The 18,585-nt window shown below is 70.8% G+C and carries 13 protein-coding genes, 1 tRNA gene and 1 other RNA gene; 8 read left to right on the plus strand and 7 right to left on the minus strand.

Features of this window, described 5'->3' with window-relative positions; translation table 11 throughout:
- Window positions 1-29 precede the first annotated feature (29 nt).
- Entirely contained in the window at window positions 30-767 is a 738-nt protein-coding gene (locus tag ASF40_RS06295) for a hypothetical protein (protein ID WP_056368270.1), read from the plus strand.
- Between the two features lie 25 nt (window positions 768-792).
- Here ASF40_RS06295 and ASF40_RS06300 read toward each other — a convergent pair whose 3' ends face one another.
- Genes ASF40_RS06300 through ASF40_RS06310 form a run of 3 tightly spaced genes read right to left on the minus strand, consistent with a single transcriptional unit; the run spans window position 793 to window position 5,433 of the window.
- Entirely contained in the window at window positions 793-3,795 is a 3,003-nt protein-coding gene (locus tag ASF40_RS06300) for a bifunctional [glutamine synthetase] adenylyltransferase/[glutamine synthetase]-adenylyl-L-tyrosine phosphorylase (RefSeq protein WP_056367345.1), read from the minus strand.
- Between the two features lie 13 nt (window positions 3,796-3,808).
- Window positions 3,809-5,146: a type I glutamate--ammonia ligase gene (gene glnA, locus ASF40_RS06305; RefSeq protein WP_056367346.1), complete on the minus strand. Its 1,338-nt coding sequence runs from the start codon at window positions 5,144-5,146 to the stop codon at window positions 3,809-3,811.
- 59 nt (window positions 5,147-5,205) lie between these two features.
- On the minus strand, window positions 5,206-5,433 hold the full coding sequence (locus tag ASF40_RS06310) for a hypothetical protein (RefSeq protein ID WP_056367347.1): 228 nt from the start codon (window positions 5,431-5,433) through the stop codon (window positions 5,206-5,208).
- Between the two features lie 97 nt (window positions 5,434-5,530).
- Here ASF40_RS06310 and ppgK point away from each other — a divergent pair, with 97 nt between their 5' ends.
- The gene (gene ppgK, locus ASF40_RS06315; RefSeq protein WP_056367348.1) at window positions 5,531-6,295 is read left to right on the plus strand and encodes a polyphosphate--glucose phosphotransferase; all 765 of its coding nucleotides are present in this window, start codon (window positions 5,531-5,533) and stop codon (window positions 6,293-6,295) included.
- 35 nt (window positions 6,296-6,330) lie between these two features.
- Here the strand turns inward: ppgK and rnpB are convergent.
- Window positions 6,331-6,698, minus strand: an RNA gene (gene rnpB, locus ASF40_RS09450) — RNase P RNA component class A.
- A gap of 161 nt (window positions 6,699-6,859) precedes the next feature.
- Here rnpB and ASF40_RS06320 point away from each other — a divergent pair.
- Window positions 6,860-7,507 (plus strand): LPXTG cell wall anchor domain-containing protein, encoded by a 648-nt coding sequence (locus tag ASF40_RS06320; protein WP_162239846.1) that lies wholly within the window; start codon window positions 6,860-6,862, stop codon window positions 7,505-7,507.
- Between the two features lie 15 nt (window positions 7,508-7,522).
- Window positions 7,523-9,286, plus strand: coding sequence for a DUF4012 domain-containing protein (locus ASF40_RS06325; RefSeq protein WP_056367349.1), 1,764 nt, complete (start codon window positions 7,523-7,525; stop codon window positions 9,284-9,286).
- On the opposite strand, the gene ASF40_RS06330 is transcribed toward ASF40_RS06325, so the two are convergent.
- Window positions 9,276-11,000: a bifunctional 3'-5' exonuclease/DNA polymerase gene (locus ASF40_RS06330; protein ID WP_082496954.1), complete on the minus strand. Its 1,725-nt coding sequence runs from the start codon at window positions 10,998-11,000 to the stop codon at window positions 9,276-9,278. The genes ASF40_RS06325 and ASF40_RS06330 overlap by 11 nt on opposite strands.
- Window positions 11,001-11,027: 27 nt before the next feature.
- Window positions 11,028-11,759, minus strand: a complete 732-nt coding sequence (locus ASF40_RS06335; protein WP_056367350.1) for a zinc ribbon domain-containing protein — start codon at window positions 11,757-11,759, stop codon at window positions 11,028-11,030.
- 89 nt (window positions 11,760-11,848) lie between these two features.
- Here ASF40_RS06335 and ASF40_RS06340 point away from each other — a divergent pair, with 89 nt between their 5' ends.
- Window positions 11,849-13,393, plus strand: a complete 1,545-nt coding sequence (locus ASF40_RS06340) for an amino acid permease (RefSeq protein ID WP_056367351.1) — start codon at window positions 11,849-11,851, stop codon at window positions 13,391-13,393.
- Between the two features lie 11 nt (window positions 13,394-13,404).
- Here ASF40_RS06340 and ASF40_RS06345 read toward each other — a convergent pair.
- Window positions 13,405-13,477: transfer RNA gene (locus tag ASF40_RS06345), tRNA-Val, on the minus strand.
- A 142-nt stretch (window positions 13,478-13,619) separates the two neighbouring features.
- Here ASF40_RS06345 and aceE point away from each other — a divergent pair.
- From aceE to ASF40_RS06360, 3 genes are all read left to right on the plus strand, one after another.
- Window positions 13,620-16,349, plus strand: a complete 2,730-nt coding sequence (gene aceE, locus ASF40_RS06350) for a pyruvate dehydrogenase (acetyl-transferring), homodimeric type (RefSeq protein ID WP_056367352.1) — start codon at window positions 13,620-13,622, stop codon at window positions 16,347-16,349.
- A gap of 7 nt (window positions 16,350-16,356) precedes the next feature.
- On the plus strand, window positions 16,357-17,574 hold the full coding sequence (locus ASF40_RS06355; protein WP_056367353.1) for a PucR family transcriptional regulator: 1,218 nt from the start codon (window positions 16,357-16,359) through the stop codon (window positions 17,572-17,574).
- A gap of 94 nt (window positions 17,575-17,668) precedes the next feature.
- Complete coding sequence (locus ASF40_RS06360) at window positions 17,669-18,580, plus strand: ACP S-malonyltransferase (RefSeq protein WP_056367354.1); 912 nt, start codon at window positions 17,669-17,671, stop codon at window positions 18,578-18,580.
- Window positions 18,581-18,585: the final 5 nt, after the last annotated feature.

The raw sequence follows: 18,585 nt of genomic DNA on the forward strand, positions 1-18,585 counted from the left end.
ACAGCGTGCACCGACAGAAGGCGAAGACGATGCCCAGCCGCACCACCGCGACGACACGACGGCGCAGCGCCCGTCGGTCGCCGCCGGCGCGGAGGCGCAGGCCGCAGCGACACGCCCGCCGGCGCGGCCGGCGGACGGGAGTCGCGCTGGCGATCGCCGTACCGGTGATCCTGTTCGCCGCGGTCCTGGTCGGGGCGGCATTCCTCGCCGGGAGCTTCCGGATGTCATGGGCGGACGAGATCGCACTCGCTCCGGACGATCGTGCGCCCGCGCCGCCGCCGATCATCGAGCCCGCGGTCGCCGGGTACCGGTTCGAGCAACTCACGAACGCCTGCACGATCCTGGCAGCCGGCAGGGACCTCGGATTCGACGCGCGGGATCAGACCATCGCCGTCATGACGGCGATGGGCGAGTCGTCGCTGCGCAACATCGACTACGGCGACTGGGAGACGAGCGGCGTGACCAACCCCGACGGCTCTCGCACCACCTCGATCGGCCTCTTCCAGCAGCAGGACTCCTGGGGCACGCGCGAAGCGCGCCTGGATCCGTACACGGCCGCGACGGTGTTCTACCGCGCCATGGCAGAGCGTGTGCCCGACCGGGCCGCGGTGGAGCCGACCCTCGTCGCGCACCGCACCCAGATCAACTCCGACCCGAACCACTACGCCCGCTATTGGGATCGTGCGGTCCGCGTGGTGGCCGCCGTCACCGGGTACCCGCTGGAGGGCGACCGCATCGACGGCATCCCGCACTGCCCGGGCGCGTGAACTGCCGCGGGGCGCAGCATCCGGATCAGCCGTAGAAGAGCTTCTCGAAGACGCGACGTGCCCGGCGGGTGGTGCCCAGGTAGTCCTCCTCGACCTGTGTGGCCGAGCGGGGCGGGTACTCCAGCAGTCGTCCGATCCCGTCGAGCTTCTTGCGGTCCACGGGGAGGACGTCGCTCGTCTGACCCGACAGGAGCGTGTTCGCCGAGCGGAGGCGGCTCGCGAGACGCCAGGCCTCCGCCAGGCGATCCGCGGCGCTGGCAGGGATCAGCCCCGCGCTCTCCGCGGCGCGGAGCGCACCGAGGGTCGAGGTCGTGCGCATCTCGGGCACCGCGTGGGCGTGCTGGAGCTGCAGGAGCTGCACGAGCCACTCGACGTCGCTGAGCGAGCCCGGGCCGAGCTTGAGGTGCCGCGAGGGGTCGACGCCCTGCGGCAGGCGCTCACTCTCGACGCGTGCCTTGATGCGCTTGATGTCGCGGGTGGCGGCGAGGTCGACGCTCTCGGGATAGCGCACGCGGTCGGCGAGCTTCATGAACTCGCCGATGAGCTTGACGCTGCCTGCCACGCCGCGTGCCCGCAGCAGCGCCTGTGCCTCCCACGAGAGCGCCCATCGCCGGTAGTACTCCTCGTACGCCTCGAGGGAGCGCGCGAGGGGGCCGTTGCGGCCCTCCGGGCGCAGATCGGCGTCGAGCTCGAGCGGGACGCGGTGGTCCTCGGAGTGGGTGCGCAGTGCGGCGACCAGCTTCAGGGCGAGCTCATGAGCACGCTGCGGATCCACACCGTTCGGGCGGTAGACGTACATGACGTCGGCATCCGAGCCGAAGCCGAGCTCCGCCCCGCCGAAGCGCCCCATCGCGATGACGGAGAAGTCGAGCGCCGCATCCTCCGGAGGCACGACCTCGCGGCGCACCGCCCGCAGCGTCGCCTGGATCGTCACCTCGGTGATCGTCGTGAGCGCGTCCGCGACCTCTTCGATCGTGACGCTGCCGAGGATCGCTCCCATCGCGATGCGCAGCTGCTCGCGGCGCCGGAGCGCCCGCACGGCGCGCATCGCGTCGAGGACCGTCTTGTGCCGGGTCTGGATGGCCCGCGCCTCCTGCTGCAGCGCGACACCGGAGCGCGGACGCAGCAGATCGGGGTCGTCGAGCCACGCGGCGGACTCGGGGATCCACTCGATGAGCTCGCCGACGTAGCGGGAGCCCGACAGCACGCGGGAGAGGCTCTCCGCGGCCCCTGAGGAGTCCCGCAGCATGCGCAGGAACCAGTGCGTGTCGCCGAGTCGCTCGCTCAGGCGGCGGAAGGCCAGGAGGCCGTAGTCCGGATCGACGCCGTCGGCGAACCAGCGGATCATGACGGGCATCAGGTGGCGCTGGATCGTCGCCTTGCGGCTCAGACCGGTGGTGAGGGCCGCGATGTGCCGCAGCGCCCCCGCGGGGTCGGCGAAGCCGATGGCCGCGAGACGGTCGTGTGCCTGCGCGGTCGACAGCACCCGTTCATCGGCGGGGAGCGCCGCGACCGCCGAGAGCAGCGGCCGGTAGAAGAGCCGGACATGGATGTCGCGCACCTCGCGCTTGACCGACTCCCACAGGCCCCAGATCCCCTCGCCGGTGTCGGCGAGGCCCGTCGCGCGCGCGAGGACGCGCAGCTCCTCCGGACGCGACGGCATGAGATGCGTGCGGCGCAGCTGCCGCAGCTGCACGCGGTGCTCGAGGAGCCGCAGGACGCGGTAGTCGCGCGAGAAGGCGGATGCCTCGGCACGGCCGATGTACCCCTCGGCGACCAGGGCGTCCAGCGCCTCGAGTGTGCCACGCTGGCGGATGCGGTCGTCCGAGAGGCCGTGCACCAGCTGAAGGAGCTGGACCGTGAACTCGATGTCGCGGATGCCGCCCGGGCCGAGCTTGAGCTGGTACGGCACATCGGCAGGCGGGATGTGCTCGGTGACTCGCTCGCGCATGCGCTGCACGCTGTCGACGAAGTTCTCGCGCGCGGCGCTCGTCCACACCTTCGGCTGCACCGCTTCGATGTAGGCCTGCGCGAGGTCCGCGTCGCCCGCGATGGGCCGAGCCTTCAGCAGTGCCTGGAACTCCCAGCTCTTCGCCCATCGGTCGTAGTACGCCCGGTGGGAGTCGAGCGTGCGCACCAGCGCGCCCTGCTTGCCCTCAGGGCGCAGGTTGGCGTCGACCTCCCACAACGGAGGCTCGATCTCGACGCCGGAGATGCCGCGCATCGTCTGGACCGCCAGCCGCGTCGCGATGTCCACGATGCGGCTCTCGCCGAACTCTTCGACCGCGTCGTCGTCTCCGCCGCCCACGAAGATGACATCCACGTCGCTGACGTAGTTGAGCTCGCGGGCGCCGGTCTTGCCCATGCCGATGATCGCGAGCTTCGTACGCGCCACCTGCTCGTGCGGGAACAGCCCGACTCCGACCGCGCCGCCCGAGACTCGGGTGCGGGCGACCGCGAGGGATGCCTCGAGCGCCGCGCCTGCGGCATCCGCGAGTCGTGCCGACACGGCTGCCACCTCGTCGACCGGTTCGGGGCTCAGGAGATCGTACGCGGCGATGCGCGCGAGCATGCGGCGATACCGCACGCGCAGCGCCACCCAGGCGCTCTCGCCGCCGTCGGCGGCGAACCCGTCCACCGCACCGATCGAATCGAGCAGCTCCGCACGCAGCTCGTCGGGCGTGGGCAGCCGCTCCCCCGCATCGGCGAGCTGGTCGATCTCGGCGGGGTGGCGGAAGAAGAACTCTCCGAAGCCGGTCGATGCGCCGAGCAGCGCCCACAGTGCGCGCCACGCCTCGGGGCGTTCCCGGGCCCGGTGCACGGGCGTGGCGTCCCGACGCGCGAGACGCGCCAGGGCCTGCAGCGCCTCGTCGGGATCCGCCGCGTCGACGGCTCCTTCGAGCAGCGCGTCCCGCGGTACGCCGATGAGTTCGGACAGTTCGGCGAGGAGCGCCTCGGCGTCGGTGAGGCGGCTGAAGCCGAGGCGGGCGAGGGGGGTCAGGGAACCCGGCCGGTCGCTCGCAGACATGCGTCAGCCGGTCTCAGAGCAGCTCGAGGTTGCTCTTGAGCTCGAACGGCGTGACCTGGGAACGATACTCCTGCCACTCGCGGCGCTTGTTGAGCAGCACGTGATTGAAGACCTGCTCGCCCAGCGTCTCGGCGACGAGCTCGGACTCCTCCATGTACTCCAGCGCGTGGTCGAGGCTCGCAGGCAGCGGGGCGTACCCGAGAGCCCGGCGCTCAGCATCCGTCAGCGACCAGACGTTGTCCTCCGCCTCGGGCGGGAGCTCGTACTCGTTCTCGATGCCCTTGAGGCCCGCCGCGAGCATGAGTGCGTACGACAGGTACGGGTTCGCGGCCGAGTCGAGGGCGCGGTACTCGACGCGCGACGACTGGCCCTTGCTGGGCTTGTACAGCGGCACGCGCACGAGCGCCGAGCGGTTGTTGTGGCCCCAGCAGATGAAGCTGGGCGCCTCGTCGCCGCCCCAGAGCCGCTTGTACGAGTTGACGAACTGATTCGTCACGGCCGAGATCTCGTTCGCGTGGCGCAGCAGGCCCGCGATGAACTGACGGCCGACCTTCGAGAGCTGGTACTGCGCGCCTTCTTCGTAGAACGCGTTGACGTCGCCCTCGAACAGCGACATGTGCGTGTGCATGCCGCTGCCCGGCTTGCCCGTCATCGGCTTCGGCATGAACGTCGCGTAGACGCCCTGCTCGATCGCGACCTCTTTGATGACGGTGCGGAACGTCATGATGTTGTCGGCCGTGGTGAGTGCGTCCGCGTAGCGCAGGTCGATCTCGTTCTGACCCGGTCCGCCTTCGTGGTGGCTGAACTCCACCGAGATGCCGAGGTCCTCGAGCATGCGGACCGAACGGCGGCGGAAGTCATGGGCGGTGCCGCCCGGGACGTTGTCGAAGTAGCCGGCCGAGTCGACCGGCTCGGGGCCCTCGGTGCCGAAGGACGAGGACTTCAACAGGTAGAACTCGATCTCGGGGTGCGTGTAGAACGTGAACCCCGCGTCGGCGGCCTTCGCGAGCGTCCGCTTGAGGACGTGGCGCGGGTCGGCGACGGCCGGCTGCCCGTCGGGCGTGGTGATGTCGCAGAACATGCGCGCGGTCGGGTCGATCTCGCCGCGCCAGGGCAGGGTCTGGAACGTGGTCGGGTCGGGGTGCGCCAGGAGGTCCGACTCGTAGGAGCGCGTCAGACCCTCGATCGCGGAGCCGTCGAACCCGAGGCCCTCGCTGAAGGCCCCCTCGACCTCGGCGGGGGCGATGGCGACGGACTTCAGCGTGCCGATCACGTCTGTGAACCACAGCCGTACGAACTTCACGCCTCGTTCTTCGATGGTCCTCAGAACGAAGTCACGCTGCTTGTCCATCGCGTCCTCTCCGGTGCCGGATCCCCCGAGGCGTCTCTACCACCGCGGTGAAAGCCAGACTACTGGTCGTCGCCGCCCTCGCCGGACACCGTGTCGGCGCCCCAGGAGTCCTCGCGCGCCTCCTCCGCCGCCCAGGCGCGCGAGCGCTCCTTGATGACTTCAGGGGCGCTGGCCGCCTCCTCGGGAGTGTCGAAGGGGCCTGCGCGATCGGGGGCGGGCGATTCGAAGCCCTTCTCGACCTCACCGGTCTTGAGGTTGTACCAGTACTTGTCGCTGCCGCTCGTCATCGTGCACGCTCCTCGCATCGCGGGCTGGTCGCCGTCAGCACGATCCTACTGACGCCCGCCTCGTCGGCCACGGCTTCCGCGTCGATAGGCTGTCGACATGGCATCTGACGCGGCACGCGCCGTCGGCGTGGACATCGGCGGCACCGGGATCAAGGCGGGGATCGTCGATCTCGACAAGGGCGAACTCGTCAGCGACCGCGTGAAGGTCGCGACTCCCGCCGGGGCGCACCCGCCGGACGTGCTGGCGGCGGTGCGGGAGGTGCTGTCGACCCTCGGCGTCGCCGACGACCGGTCGGTTCCGCTCGGAGTGGCCTTCCCCGCGATCGTCAAGAACGGCCGCACGCTGTCGGCCGCGAACGTGTCGGACGAGTGGATCGACTTCGCCGCCGAGAAGTTCTTCGAGGACGGCCTGGGCCGCGACATCCACTTCGCGAACGACGCGGATGTCGCGGGCGTCGCGGAGGTCCGCTATGGCGCCGCCAAGGACCGTCCCGGGCTCACGATCCTGACCACGCTCGGCACCGGGATCGGCTCGGCGCTGCTGTACAACGGCGTGCTGGTGCCGAACTCCGAGCTCGGTCATGTGCAGCGTGCCCGGCACGGGAAGGATGCCGAGGCCTACGCCGCCTACTCCGCGATGGAGCGGCACGACCTCACGTGGGAGCAGTGGGCCAAGCGGCTGCAGTGGTACTACAGCCACATCGAGTTCCTCTTCAGCCCCGACCTGTTCGTCGTGGGCGGGGGCGTGTCCAAGCACGCCGACAAGTTCCTGCACCTGCTCGACCTCACGACGCCGATCGTGCCGGCGGTGCACCGGAACAACGCGGGGATCATCGGCGCCGCGGCGCTCGCGCGCGGCTGACACGACGGCCCGCGCCGCGCGAGCGGCGGAGAGGGCGAATGGGCCGGCCTGTACGCCGGGTTCTGTCCGGGGGCGTGAGCCCCGTGGACGGTCATCTCTCTCGGCGACACGTTGCCGTGCCGCTCCAGCGGCCTACCCGGGGACTCGGCGGGCCGCGTCTTCATCCCCTGTCTGGCCTTGCTCCGGGCGAGGTTTACCGTGCGGGTCGTGTCACCACGACCCCGGTGGTCTCTTACACCACCCTTTCACCCTTACCCGGCCGAAGCCGGGCGGTCTGCTTTCTGTGGCACTGTCTCGCGGATCGCTCCGGGTGGGTGTTACCCACCGCCCTGCCCTGTGGAGCCCGGACGTTCCTCGGCGCGGAGCGGCGAACCACCCGCGACGCGACCGTCCAGCCGACCCATTCGCTCGCCCGATCTTAGGCGATCCTGCCGAGGCGCGCGTGAGGACAGAGGTTCCGCCGGGCGGAATGTGGGAGTAGAATCACGCGCGCGCTCCTCCTGGGGAGGAGGATCGTCAACCGGGCCCACCCGAGCCCGGTCACGAGCCTCTGGGGAGGCAGTTGTGAAGCGTTCATCATTCAGTGTGCTCGCCGTCGTGATCCTCGTCGCGCTGGGAGCACCGGCATCCGCGCAGGCGGATTCCGAGGATTACACGCCCAGTGAGCATCAGACGCCGACCTTGGCCGGCTCGACCGCCGTCGGCGTGTGCGACAAGGATGCCCCGTGGATATCGTTCGACGTGAGGCTCACCGATCCGGACGAGCAGGTCACGAGCGACTCAGCGAGGCTCATCCTCACCGACGGCACCAACACCTCGACCATCCCGCTGGGCACGCTCGTCGACGGCAGGCTGGCGGGCCGGGTGCTGTGGCCCGGAGCCGCGGTCAACGCCGCGGGTGAGGCGACGGGATGGCCCGGCTGGGCATTCCAGAACGGGCAGTGGGTCGAGATCGACGGCAACTTCGCGTGGACCCGCGGCAGGATCACCGCGACCATCGAGGTCAACCCCTCGGTCGTCGTGCCGCTGTCGTACCCACCGGCCACCCCGCAGTGCGACGCGAATCCGCCGGGCTCACCCGCGGCGGCATCGGCCGCTCTGCCGGCGACCGGCTTGACCGCCGCCGTCGGGCCCATCGCGGCCGTCGGAGCATCGGTGGTGCTCGCCGGACTCGTCCTGTTCCTGCTGCGACGGCGCTCAGCGCGACGCTGACGTTCCTCGACGGCGATGGCGCGGCTGCAGAGGCGTCGCCGATGGCTCTGGGTCGGCGTGCTGTCCCTGGGCGTGCTCGCGATCGGCGCCGCCTGGCTCGGATGGCGCGTGTGGACGGTGAAGGGCGAACTCGACCAGCTCGCCTCCCTCTCGAGCGAGGCACGGGCGGCCATCGATGCCGGCGATCCGACAGAGCTGTCGGATGCTGCGCAGGCGATGGCCGCCGTCGCGGGCCGAGCATCCTCGGCCATGGCGGATCCGGTCTGGCGCCTGGCCGAAGGGGTGCCCGGTGCGGGACCCAACTTCACTGCGGTGCGCGTCGTGGCGGCGGAGCTCGGCCGGATCGCGGGAGCCGCACCAGCCGTGCTGACGATCGCGGACGGCTTCGAGAACCGCCCCGACGGCGCGGTCGTGGACACCTCCCGACTCGCTGCCGGCTCCGCGGACGCCGAGGATGCGGCGACGTCGCTCGAGGCTTCGTCGAAGGCGCTGGACGCGCTGCGCACCAGCGAGCTGATCGGCCCCGTGGCGCGCGGCGTGGAGCAGGCGCGCGACGCCGTCGACGAGCTCGCGCCGCTGGCCGGTGCCGCGGCGGGCGCCGCGCGCATCCTTCCGGGTGTGCTCGGCGACCGCGGCGAGCGGTCGATCCTCGTCATGGTGCTCAACCCCGCCGAGCTGCGGACAGGTGGCGGGATCTCTGGCAGCTTCGTGGAGATGCGGGCTGAGGCCGGCCGTCTGACACTGGTCCGCCAGGCGGAGTCGTCCGAGTTCGTCCCCGTGACGCATCCGATCGCGGAGCTTCCCGAAGCCACGACGGCGCTGTACGGAGACGGTGTGGCGCGCTATGTGCAGAACGCTGCGATGACGCCGGACTTCGCGGCCACCGGGCGGATCGCCTCGGCGTGGTGGGCGGGGCTGACCGGTCATGCACCCGACATGGTGCTGGCGGTCGATCCCTTCGTGCTGCAGGCGCTGCTGGCCGTCACGGGTCCTGTCGAGCTCTCCACAGGCGCGGCGCTGGACGCCGACAACGTGCTCGACAGCCTTCTCGTGGACCCTTACCGCTCATTGACCTCCGACGAGCAGACGTCGCTGTTCTCGAGTGCGGCGGACGCGGTGTTCACCCGTCTCGCATCGGGCTCCGCGGATCCGCTCGCACTCCTGCGGGCCCTGGAGCAGCCCGTCGCCGACGGGCGGCTGTCCGCCTGGAGCGCGCACCCGGTGGAGCAGCGGCTTCTCGAGCACAGCGTGCTCGGTGGTCCTCGAGCGCGGCAGGATGCTGCGGGCCCGGGGGCGTTCGCCGTGTACTTCAACGACGCGACCGGCGGCAAGATGGCGGACTATCTGGACATCGCCATCGACACGCGGACCATCGCCTGCCGCGGGGACGGCATCGCGGAGGTCGCGGTCACCCTGACGATGGCCAGCCGAGCACCCGCGGACGTCGCCTCGCTGCCGGTGAGCGTCACCGGAGGCGGACGCTTCGGGGTCGGTGTGGGCGACATCGGCACCAACGTCACGGTCACCGCTCCCGCTGGCTCGTACGTCGGCACCGTGGATGTCAAAGGCGAGCCCTACCCGGCGCCGACGGCGATCGACGTGGACCGTGCCGCCAGCACCGCGCGGGTGAACCTGTCTCCCGATGAAGTGAATGTGCTCGAGTTCCGATTCCTGATCCCCCGGAGCGGCGCCGATTCCCTGGCCATCGTGCACACGCCGCTCATGAGTCCGGCGGAGGTGCGCATCGGCGACGGGTGCGCGGGGGACATCAGTCCTTGAGCGCGGTCTCGGCGATGCGCACGTCGAGCCTGAAGTCGAGCGGGAAGCCTCCGAAGAGCAGGTGCCCCGCGGCGGCCGCCGCCTCCGTCACCGCCTGGGCGGCAGCATCCGCGTGCTCCTCGGGTGTGTGCACGATCACCTCGTCGTGGAGGAAGAACGCGAGATGAGGCTGTCGCTCGAACGCAGGGCCGGAGCGCGGCGCGCTCCGCTCCGCGGGCACGGACGGGAGGGCGGCCAGACGCCCGCGGAGGTCGGCCAGCCACGCGAGGGCCCATTCGGCGGCGGTGCCCTGCACGACGAAGTTGCGGGTGAATCGGCCCCGATCGCGCGCCCAGCGCCGGGCGCGGGTCTCGTCGGCTCCGGATGCCTCGGCCTCGGTCGCGCGCGACTGCGCGGCCGACCACTCCGGGGACGGCGCGGGTGACGTGCGACCGAGCCACGTGGAGACGATGCCGCCGTCCTCGCCGGTGCGCGCGGCGTCGTCGACCAGCCCCATCGCGCGGGGGTATGCACGACGCAGACGGGGGACCAGCCGGCCGGACTCCCCCGTCGTGGCGCCGTACATCGCGCCGAGGATCGCGATCTTCGCCTCCTGCCGGGTCGCCACCGCGCCGCTCTCGACGATCCCGGCGTAGAGGTCGCGTCCGCGTGCCGCAGCCGCGAGCGCGGTGTCGCCCGACATCGCCGCGAGCACGCGCGGCTCGAGCTGCGCGACGTCGGCGACGACGAGCCGCCAGCCCGGGTCGGCGCGCACGGCCTCGCGCAGCTGGCGCGGAAGCTGCAGGGCTCCCCCGCCCGACGACGCCCAGCGCCCGGTCACGACACCGCCCGGCACGAAGACGGGGCGGAACCGGCCGTCGGCGACCCACTCGGCCAGCCAGGTCCACCCGTTCGCCGACAGCAGTCGCGCGAGCTTCTTGTACTCGAGGAGCGGTTCGATGACGGGATGCCGCTGCTCGGCGAGCTCCCATCGGCTCGTGGACTCGACGAGCACGCCGGCGCGGTGCAGCGACCGCAGCAGCTTCGGCTGCGAGTCGAGGCTCGCCGCGGGGTCGCCCAGTGCTGCGCGGACGCGCTCCGCCGAGGCGGCGAGCTTGGCGGGCTGCGCGCCGCCGGGCCGGCGCTCCCCGAGCGTCTCGACGAGGATGCGGTCGTGCGCCTCGGCGTCCCAAGGGAGTCCCGCGGCGCGCATCTCCGCGGCCACGAGCGCGCCCGCCGATTCGGCCGCCGTCAGCAGCCGCAGGCGGCCGGGTTCGGCACTGCCGGCGATCGCGTCGCGCTGCCGCCGGAACTCGGCCAGCGCCGCGTCGGCGTCCGCGGGCGCACCGGTGGGGCGCCCGACGGCGTCCAGCTCGAACAGGGCCGGCGCGGCCTCTTCGGTGTCGACGTGCGGGGCGGCATCCCACTCCCGCGACCGTCTCACCGGGGCCGTCTCGGAGACCAGCGCGGAGTCGCGCAGGATCGCATGGCACAGGCGCAGATCATGGCATCGGGCCACGCGGATGCCGTCGGCGAGCAGCGCGGCGTACCACTGCGGGGTGTCGTGCCAGACCCAGCGGGGTGCCCAGCGGACCTCGGCGTCCGAGATCCACGACGTCAGCGCGCCGCCGTCGACCTCCTCACGCCCGAACTCGTCGGCGTTCGCGTCGAGCAGGATGACGGCGGCTCCGCGTTCGGTCCGCCCCAGGACGATCCAGCCCGGGGCGTCAGACACGCCCACCGCAGGAGAGGCCTGGTGCGGTCACAGCCCGGATTCGTCGTCGCGGACGAGGATGCAGCCGCACTCCGGGCACATCACGACGTCGTTCTCGCCGGCCTGGCGCAGCACCTGCAGGTCGGTGCCGGCGAGCACCATGTGGCAGCCCTCGCACGTGCGACGTCGCAGGAACGCAGCACCGGCGCTGCGGACGGCGAGGCGGTCGTACAGGGCGAGGAGGTCTGCCGGGACGCCGCCGGCGACGGCCGCGCGATCACGGGTGGCGGCGTCGAAGGCCGCGGTCGCCTCGGCGACGGCGCGCTTGCCCTCGGCGCTCAGCTCGGCACCTTCGGCGTTGGTCGCCGCGATGAGCGACTCCTGCTCGGCGACGGCGGCGTCGGCGATCTCGAGCCGCTCCATGATGGCGAGCTCCGCGTCTTCGAGGTCGTTCTTGCGGCGGGCGAGGGCGGCCAGTTCGCTCTCGAGCCCCTGCGCCTCCTTCGAGTTCGTCGAGGCGGCGAGGCGGTCCGAGTCGCGAGCCGCGCGGGCGTCGACGACGGCGACGTCGGACTCGATGCGCGACAGCTCTGTGCGCAGGTCGTCACGGGCGCCCAGACGCGTGCCGAGCTCCTGCGAGAGCTCCTGACGGCGGCCCAGCAGCTCCTGCACCCGACCGGCCTGAGGCGGGTTCTTGCGTGCGTTGTCGGCCTGGCGGATGCGGGCGTCGAGCTGGGCGACCTCGACGAGGCGGCGCTGGTCTGCGGGGCTGGCGTTCACGTCACCAACCTACCGTGGGGCATCGACGGCGCGAGCGGCGGGGACTAGCATTCGACGACCGGCCCTTCCGAAGACGAAAGGCGCGAGCCATGGGCATTCTCCGCACCAAGTCCGTCGAGCAGTCGATCGCCGACACCGACGAACCGGAATTCCGACTCAAGAAGTCCCTGACGGCCCTGGACCTCACCGTCTTCGGCATCGGCGTCGTGATCGGCGCCGGCATCTTCACCCTCACGGGCCGTGCCGCGCACGAGGTCGCGGGCCCCGCGATCGTGATCAGCTTCGTGGTGGCCGCGATCGCCTGCACGCTCGCGGCGCTCTGCTACGCCGAGTTCGCGTCGACGGTGCCCGTGTCGGGGTCCGCCTACACGTTCTCCTACTCCTCGCTCGGCGAGCTGTTCGCCTGGATCATCGGGTGGGACCTCATCCTCGAGATGTTCCTGGGCGCCAGCGTGGTCGCGCAGGGCTGGAGCGCGTATCTCGGGACGCTCTTCGAGCAGCTCGGGATGCCGATCCCCGCCGAGATCGGATACGGCGGCACCGTCGACCTCATGGCGATCCTTCTCGTCCTCGTGCTCGGCGGCCTGATGACCTTCGGGATCAAGGAATCGCTGCGCGTGAACATGGTGCTCGTCGCCGTGAAGCTCTTCATCGTGCTGTTCGTCATCGTCGCGGGCCTCTTGTTCGTGAATCCGGCGAACTGGTCGCCGTTCGTGCCGGCGCCCGCGCCGAGGGAGACCGCGACGGGACTGAGCCAGCCGCTGCTGCAGTTCTTCTCCGGCGTCGAGCCCACCGCGTTCGGCGTCGGGGGCATCTTCGCCGGCGCCGCGCTCGTGTTCTTCGCCTACATCGGGTTCGATGTCGTCGCGACCACGGCTGAGGAGACGCGGAACCCGCAGCGCGACCTGCCGATCGGCATCATCGCGTCGCTGGTGATCTGCACGCTCCTGTACTGCGCCGTCGCGCTCGTGGTGACGGGGATGGTTCCCTACCAGGACCTCGACCCGGCGGCCGCTCTCGCCAACGCCTTCGCCTTCCACGGCGCGACGTGGATGGCGACGCTGATCTCGGCGGGCGCCGTGGCCGGTCTCACCACGGTCGTGCTCACCCTGCTGATCGGGGCGACGCGCATCATCTTCGCGATGTCGCGCGACGCGCTCCTGCCCGTTCGGCTCGCGAAGGTGCACCCGCGGTTCCGCACGCCGTGGGTCATCTCGATCCTCGTCACGATCATCGTCGCCGTCGTCGCGGGCTTCACGCCGATCGGCCTGCTCGAGGAGATGGTCAACATCGGCACCCTGTCGGCGTTCGTGCTCGTGTCGATCGGCGTCATCGTGCTGCGGCGCAAGCGCCCGGACCTGCACCGCAGCTTCCGCGTGCCGCTCAACCCGTGGCTTCCGGCGCTGTCGGCGGCGATCTGCGTCTATCTGATGCTCAACCTCACCGTCGAGACGTGGCTGCGATTCCTGGTGTGGCTCGTCATCGGCTTCGTGATCTACTTCGCGTACTCCCACCGGCACTCGAGGATCGGCCAGCCCGGCTATGAGGAGTTCGCGCTGCCGCACGTCGTCTCGCACCAGCGCGACGACGGCGATCGGGACGGAGACGCCGATCCGCGAGCGGATCGGTCCTGAAGAGAGTTCGGTGGGCCCTGCCGGGATCGAACCGACGACATCCACGGTGTAAACGTGGCGCTCTACCAGCTGAGCTAAAGGCCCTCGCGGCCAGTCTACGAGGTGCGTCCGGACCGTCTCGAACTCGCTAGGCTGGCAGTTGGTGCGTTTGTGCAGGGCAGACAACGCCCGCGCCGCTCCGGTAGCGATTACCTGGCACGATCTGCCAGACGACGAAAGGTCTTCTGTGACTGTCAACGATCAGGATCCGTACTCGCAGGAACCCCTCGACAGCGATCCCGATGAGACCTCCGAGTGGCAGGAATCCCTCCAGCAGCTCGTGCAGGCGAAGGGCCACGGACGTGGCCGCGAGATCATGCTGAGCCTGCTGCAGACCTCCCACGAGCTGCAGCTCAACGTTCCGCAGGTTCCCACGACGGACTACATCAACACGATCGCCCCCGAGAACGAGCCCGAGTTCCCGGGCGACGAGGAGCTCGAGCGCCGGTACCGCCGGTGGATCCGCTGGAACGCCGCGGTCACGGTGCACCGCGCCCAGCGCCCGGGCATCGGCGTCGGCGGTCACATCTCGACGTACGCGTCCTCCGCGTCGCTGTACGAGGTCGGCTTCAACCACTTCTTCCGTGGTCTGGACGACCCGACCGGCGGCGACCAGATCTTCATCCAGGGGCACGCCTCCCCCGGCATCTACGCCCGTTCCTTCCTCGAAGGCCGCCTGAGCTCCGAGCAGCTCGACGGCTTCCGCCAGGAGAAGTCGAAGGCGCCCCACGCGCTGCCGTCCTACCCGCACCCGCGCCTCATGCCGGAGTACTGGCAGTTCCCGACGGTCTCGATGGGTCTCGGACCGATCAACGCCATCTATCAGGCGATGTCGAACAAGTACCTCACCAACCGCGGCATCAAGGACCTGTCGGACTCGCATGTCTGGGCATTCCTCGGCGACGGCGAGATGGACGAGGTCGAGAGCCGCGGACAGCTGCAGGTCGCGGCGAACGAGGGCCTGGACAACCTCACGTTCGTCGTCAACTGCAACCTGCAGCGCCTCGACGGCCCGGTGCGCGGCAACGGCAAGATCATCCAGGAGCTCGAGAGCTTCTTCCGCGGCGCCGGATGGAACGTCATCAAGGTGGTCTGGGGCAGCGGTTGGGACGAGCTCCTCGCCAAGGACACCGACGGCGCCCTCGTGCACCTCATGAACACCACGCCGGACGGCGACTTCCAGACGTATCGCGCGGAGGACGGCGCGTTCATCCGCGAGCACTTCTTCGGGCGCGACGAGCGCACGGCCGCTCTCGTGAAGGACTGGTCGGACGACGACATCTGGGGCAAGCTCCGCCGTGGCGGCCTGGACTATCGCAAGGTCTACGGCGCCTACAAGGCCGCGACCGAGCACAAGGGCCAGCCCACCGTGATCCTCGCCAAGACGATCAAGGGCTACGGCCTCGGGCATCACTTCGAGGGCCGCAACGCGACCCACCAGATGAAGAAGATGACCCTGCAGGACCTGAAGTACTTCCGCGACTCGATGCGGATCCCGGTCTCGGACGCGCAGCTCGAGGAGAACCCCTACCTGCCGCCGTACTACAACCCCGGATCGAACGACGAGACGATCCAGTACATGCTGGAGCGCCGTCGCGCGCTGGGCGGCTTCCTCCCGGAGCGTCGCTCGCACCACGTCGGGCTGCAACTGCCGGGCGACGACGCGTACGCGCTGCCGAAGAAGGGCTCGGGCACGCAGGAGATCGCCACGACGATGGCGTTCGTCCGTCTGCTCAAGGACCTCCTCCGCGCGAAGGACTTCGGCCACCGCATCGTGCCGATCATCCCCGACGAGGCCCGCACATTCGGCATGGACGCGTTCTTCCCCTCGGCGAAGATCTACAACCCGCACGGCCAGAACTACACGTCGGTCGACCGCGAGCTGCTCCTGGCCTACAAGGAGAGCCCGCAGGGTCAGATCGTCCACGTCGGCATCAACGAGGCGGGCGCGGTCGCCGCGTTCACCGCTGCGGGCACCTCGTACGCCACGCACGGCGAGCCGCTCATCCCGGTGTACGTCTTCTACTCGATGTTCGGGTTCCAGCGCACCGGTGACGCGCAGTGGGCGGCGGGCGACCAGATGGCGCGCGGCTTCATCATCGGCGCCACCGCCGGACGCACGACGCTGACCGGTGAGGGCCTCCAGCACGCCGACGGACACTCGCTGCTGCTCGCCTCGACCAACCCGGCGACCGTGTCGTACGACCCGGCGTACGGGTACGAGATCGCGCACATCGTCCGCTCGGGCATCGAGCGCATGTACGGCGGCAACCACCCCGACCCGAACGTCATGTACTACCTCACGGTGTACAACGAGCCGCTGGTGCAGCCGGCCGAGCCCGAGGGCGTGGACGTCGACGGCATCGTGCGCGGCATCCACCGCGTCTCGACCGCCGAGGGCGAGGGCCCCAAGGCCCAGCTCCTCGCGTCGGGCGTGGGAGTGCCGTGGGCGCTCGAGGCGCAGCAGCTGCTGCGCGACGACTGGGGTGTGCAGGCCGACGTCTGGTCGGTCACCTCGTGGAGCGAGCTGCGCCGCGACGGCCTGGCCGCCGACGAGCACAACTTCCTCCACCCGGAGGAGGAGCCGCACACCGCTTACCTGACCGAGAAGCTGAAGGACACCGCCGGCCCCGTGGTCGCGGTGAGCGACTTCATGCACGCGGTCCAGGACCAGATCCGTCCGTGGGTGCCGAACCGCTTCGCGACGCTCGGTGCCGACGGCTTCGGCTTCTCCGACACGCGCGCCGCGGCCCGTCGCTTCTTCAAGATCGACGGCCCTTCGGTCGCGGTCCGGACGCTTCAGGCTCTGGCGGAAGAGGGTGCGGTCGACCGCAGCCTCGCCGCGCAGGCCATCCAGAAGTACCGTCTGCACGACGTGACCGCCGGTACGAGCGGGAACGCGGGCGGCGAGAGCTGACCTGCGGATGGGCAAGTCCACCGAGGTGATGGACAAGGTCGAGACGCTCGCCTGGCTGCGACGCATCTCCGGCGACCTGGCGACCGTCACCATCAAGCGCCTCGAGGAGACGCTGCCCTGGTACGCCGAGATGCCACCAGCCCGACGGTCCGCCGTCGGGCTGGTGGCCCAGGCCGGAATCACGTCGTTCATCCAGTGGTACGAGGACCCGGCCTCGACGCCGTGGATCGCGTCCGACATCTTCGCGGCCGCCCCCCGCGAGCTGCTGCGCAGCGTCAGCCTGCAGCAGACCCTGCAGCTCATCCGCGTCACCGTCGAGGTGACCGAGGAGCGGGTCGCGGGCAAGGGCGAGCACCTGCGCGAGGCGATCCTGCTGTACTCCCGCGAGGTGGCGTTCGCTGCAGCCGACGTCTACGCCCGCGCCGCCGAGGCGCGCGGCCTCTGGGATGCGCGCCTCGAGGCGCTCGTCGTCGACTCGATCCTCACGGGCGAGGCCGACGAGGAGCTGCCGAGCCGCATCGCCGCCCTGGGCTGGCACGGCCACGGCGAGGTCGCGGTCCTCGTCGGCACGACTCCCCCGCAGTTCGACGTCGATCAGCTCCGTCGTACGGCGCGCAAGCTGGGTGTCGACGTCCTGATCGGTGTCCAGGGCTCGCGCCTCGTACTGGTCGTCGGGCGCTCCGAAGCGTCGACCGGCGCGGACGACCCCGTGCTCGACCTTCCCTTCGCCGAGATCGCGCGCCGCCTCGAGCCCGGCTTCGGTGCCGGGTACCTCGTGCTCGGCCCCACGGTGCCGGCGCTCGTCGACGCGAGCCAGAGCGCGCGCGCCGCCCTCGCCGGGTTCGCCGTCGCGCGCGCCTGGCGTCACGCGCCCCGCCCCGTTGAGGCTGACGACCTCCTCCCCGAGCGCGCCCTCGCCGGAGATCCCCTGGCCAAGCTCACCCTCGTCGAGCGCATCTACCGCCCACTCCAGGCCCACAGCGCCGACCTCGTGTCGACGCTCTGGGCCTATCTCGACAACGGCCGTTCGCTCGAGGCCACCGCACGCGAGCTGTTCGTGCACCCGAACACGGTGCGCTACCGCCTCAAGCGGGTGTCCGAGGTCATCGGCTGGGACGCCACCGGCCCCCGCGAGGCCCTGATCCTGCAGACGGCGCTGATCCTCGGATCGATAGGGACGGATGCCTCGCGCCGCCGTCCGCCGCCTCGACGCAACCCCGCGTGATCTTTCCGTCGGTGTGGGCCACGCACAAAGGAGCGCGTGATTCTTGTGACGGTGTCGCCAGAACGACCTTCCTGATCCTTGACAGGATGGAACGGTGAGAATCGCGGTCTTCCCGGGGCAAGGCTCCCAGTCCCCCGGCTTCCTGACTCCCTGGCTCGAATCGGACGGCGCGGCGGATCGCCTGGCTCAGTACTCCGAGTGGTCCGGCGTCGACCTCGTCGCAGCCGGCACCGAGTGGGACGCCGACCAGATCCGCGACACCCAGGTGGCGCAGCCGCTCATCGTCGCGGCCAGCCTGCTGTCGTGGAACGCGCTGCCCGACCGTGAGCGCATCGGCGGTGTCGCCGGGCACTCCGTCGGCGAGTTCGCCGCCGCCGCGGCGGCGGGCGTCCTCAGCGAGGAATCCGCACTCACCCTCGTCGGCATCCGCGGCCGCGCGATGGCGGAAGCGGCAGCTGCCGCCGACACCGGCATGAGCGCCGTGATTGGCGGGGACGAGGCATCCGTCCTCGCCCGCCTCGCAGAGCTCGGCCTCTCCCCCGCGAACTACAACGGCGGCGGCCAGCTCGTCGTCGCCGGCGCGCTCGACGCCCTTCAGGCCCTCGCGGCCGAGCCGGTCGCCGGGACTCGCGTGATCCCGCTGCAGGTCGCGGGCGCCTTCCACACCCAGTACATGGCGCCGGCTGTCGAGGCTCTGCGTGCGGCTGCAGCCGACCACGACGTGTCCGATCCGGGGGTCACGCTGTGGACCAACCGCGACGGCTCCGCCGTGGTGTCCGGCCGTGCGTTCGTTGACCTTCTCGTCGATCAGGTCGCCTCGCCGGTGCGTTGGGACCTCTGCATGGCGTCTTTCGCCGATGCCGGGGTATCGGGCATCGTGGAGCTGTCCCCCGCAGGCACGCTCGTCGGGCTCGCGAAGCGCGCGCTCCGCGGAGTTCCCGCCGTCGCCGTCAAGACGCCCGCTGACCTGGAGGCCGCCGCCGCGCTGGTGGCCGCCGACGCCTGACCGGA

The organism is Microbacterium sp. Leaf288 (genome assembly GCF_001422925.1).
GTDB lineage: Bacteria > Actinomycetota > Actinomycetes > Actinomycetales > Microbacteriaceae > Microbacterium.

Excerpts from the sequence above, each read along its gene's own strand:
- ASF40_RS06355 (WP_056367353.1), top strand. The coding sequence starts at position 16,357 with ATGGGCAAGTCCACCGAGGTGATGGACAAGGTCGAGACGCTCGCCTGG.
- ASF40_RS06310 (WP_056367347.1), bottom strand. The coding sequence starts at position 5,433 with ATGACGAGCGGCAGCGACAAGTACTGGTACAACCTCAAGACCGGTGAG.
- ppgK (WP_056367348.1), top strand. The coding sequence starts at position 5,531 with ATGGCATCTGACGCGGCACGCGCCGTCGGCGTGGACATCGGCGGCACC.
- ASF40_RS06340 (WP_056367351.1), top strand. The coding sequence starts at position 11,849 with ATGGGCATTCTCCGCACCAAGTCCGTCGAGCAGTCGATCGCCGACACC.
- ASF40_RS06300 (WP_056367345.1), bottom strand. The coding sequence starts at position 3,795 with ATGTCTGCGAGCGACCGGCCGGGTTCCCTGACCCCCCTCGCCCGCCTC.
- ASF40_RS06295 (WP_056368270.1), top strand. The coding sequence starts at position 30 with ATGCCCAGCCGCACCACCGCGACGACACGACGGCGCAGCGCCCGTCGG.
- ASF40_RS06325 (WP_056367349.1), top strand. The coding sequence starts at position 7,523 with ATGGCGCGGCTGCAGAGGCGTCGCCGATGGCTCTGGGTCGGCGTGCTG.
- glnA (WP_056367346.1), bottom strand. The coding sequence starts at position 5,146 with ATGGACAAGCAGCGTGACTTCGTTCTGAGGACCATCGAAGAACGAGGC.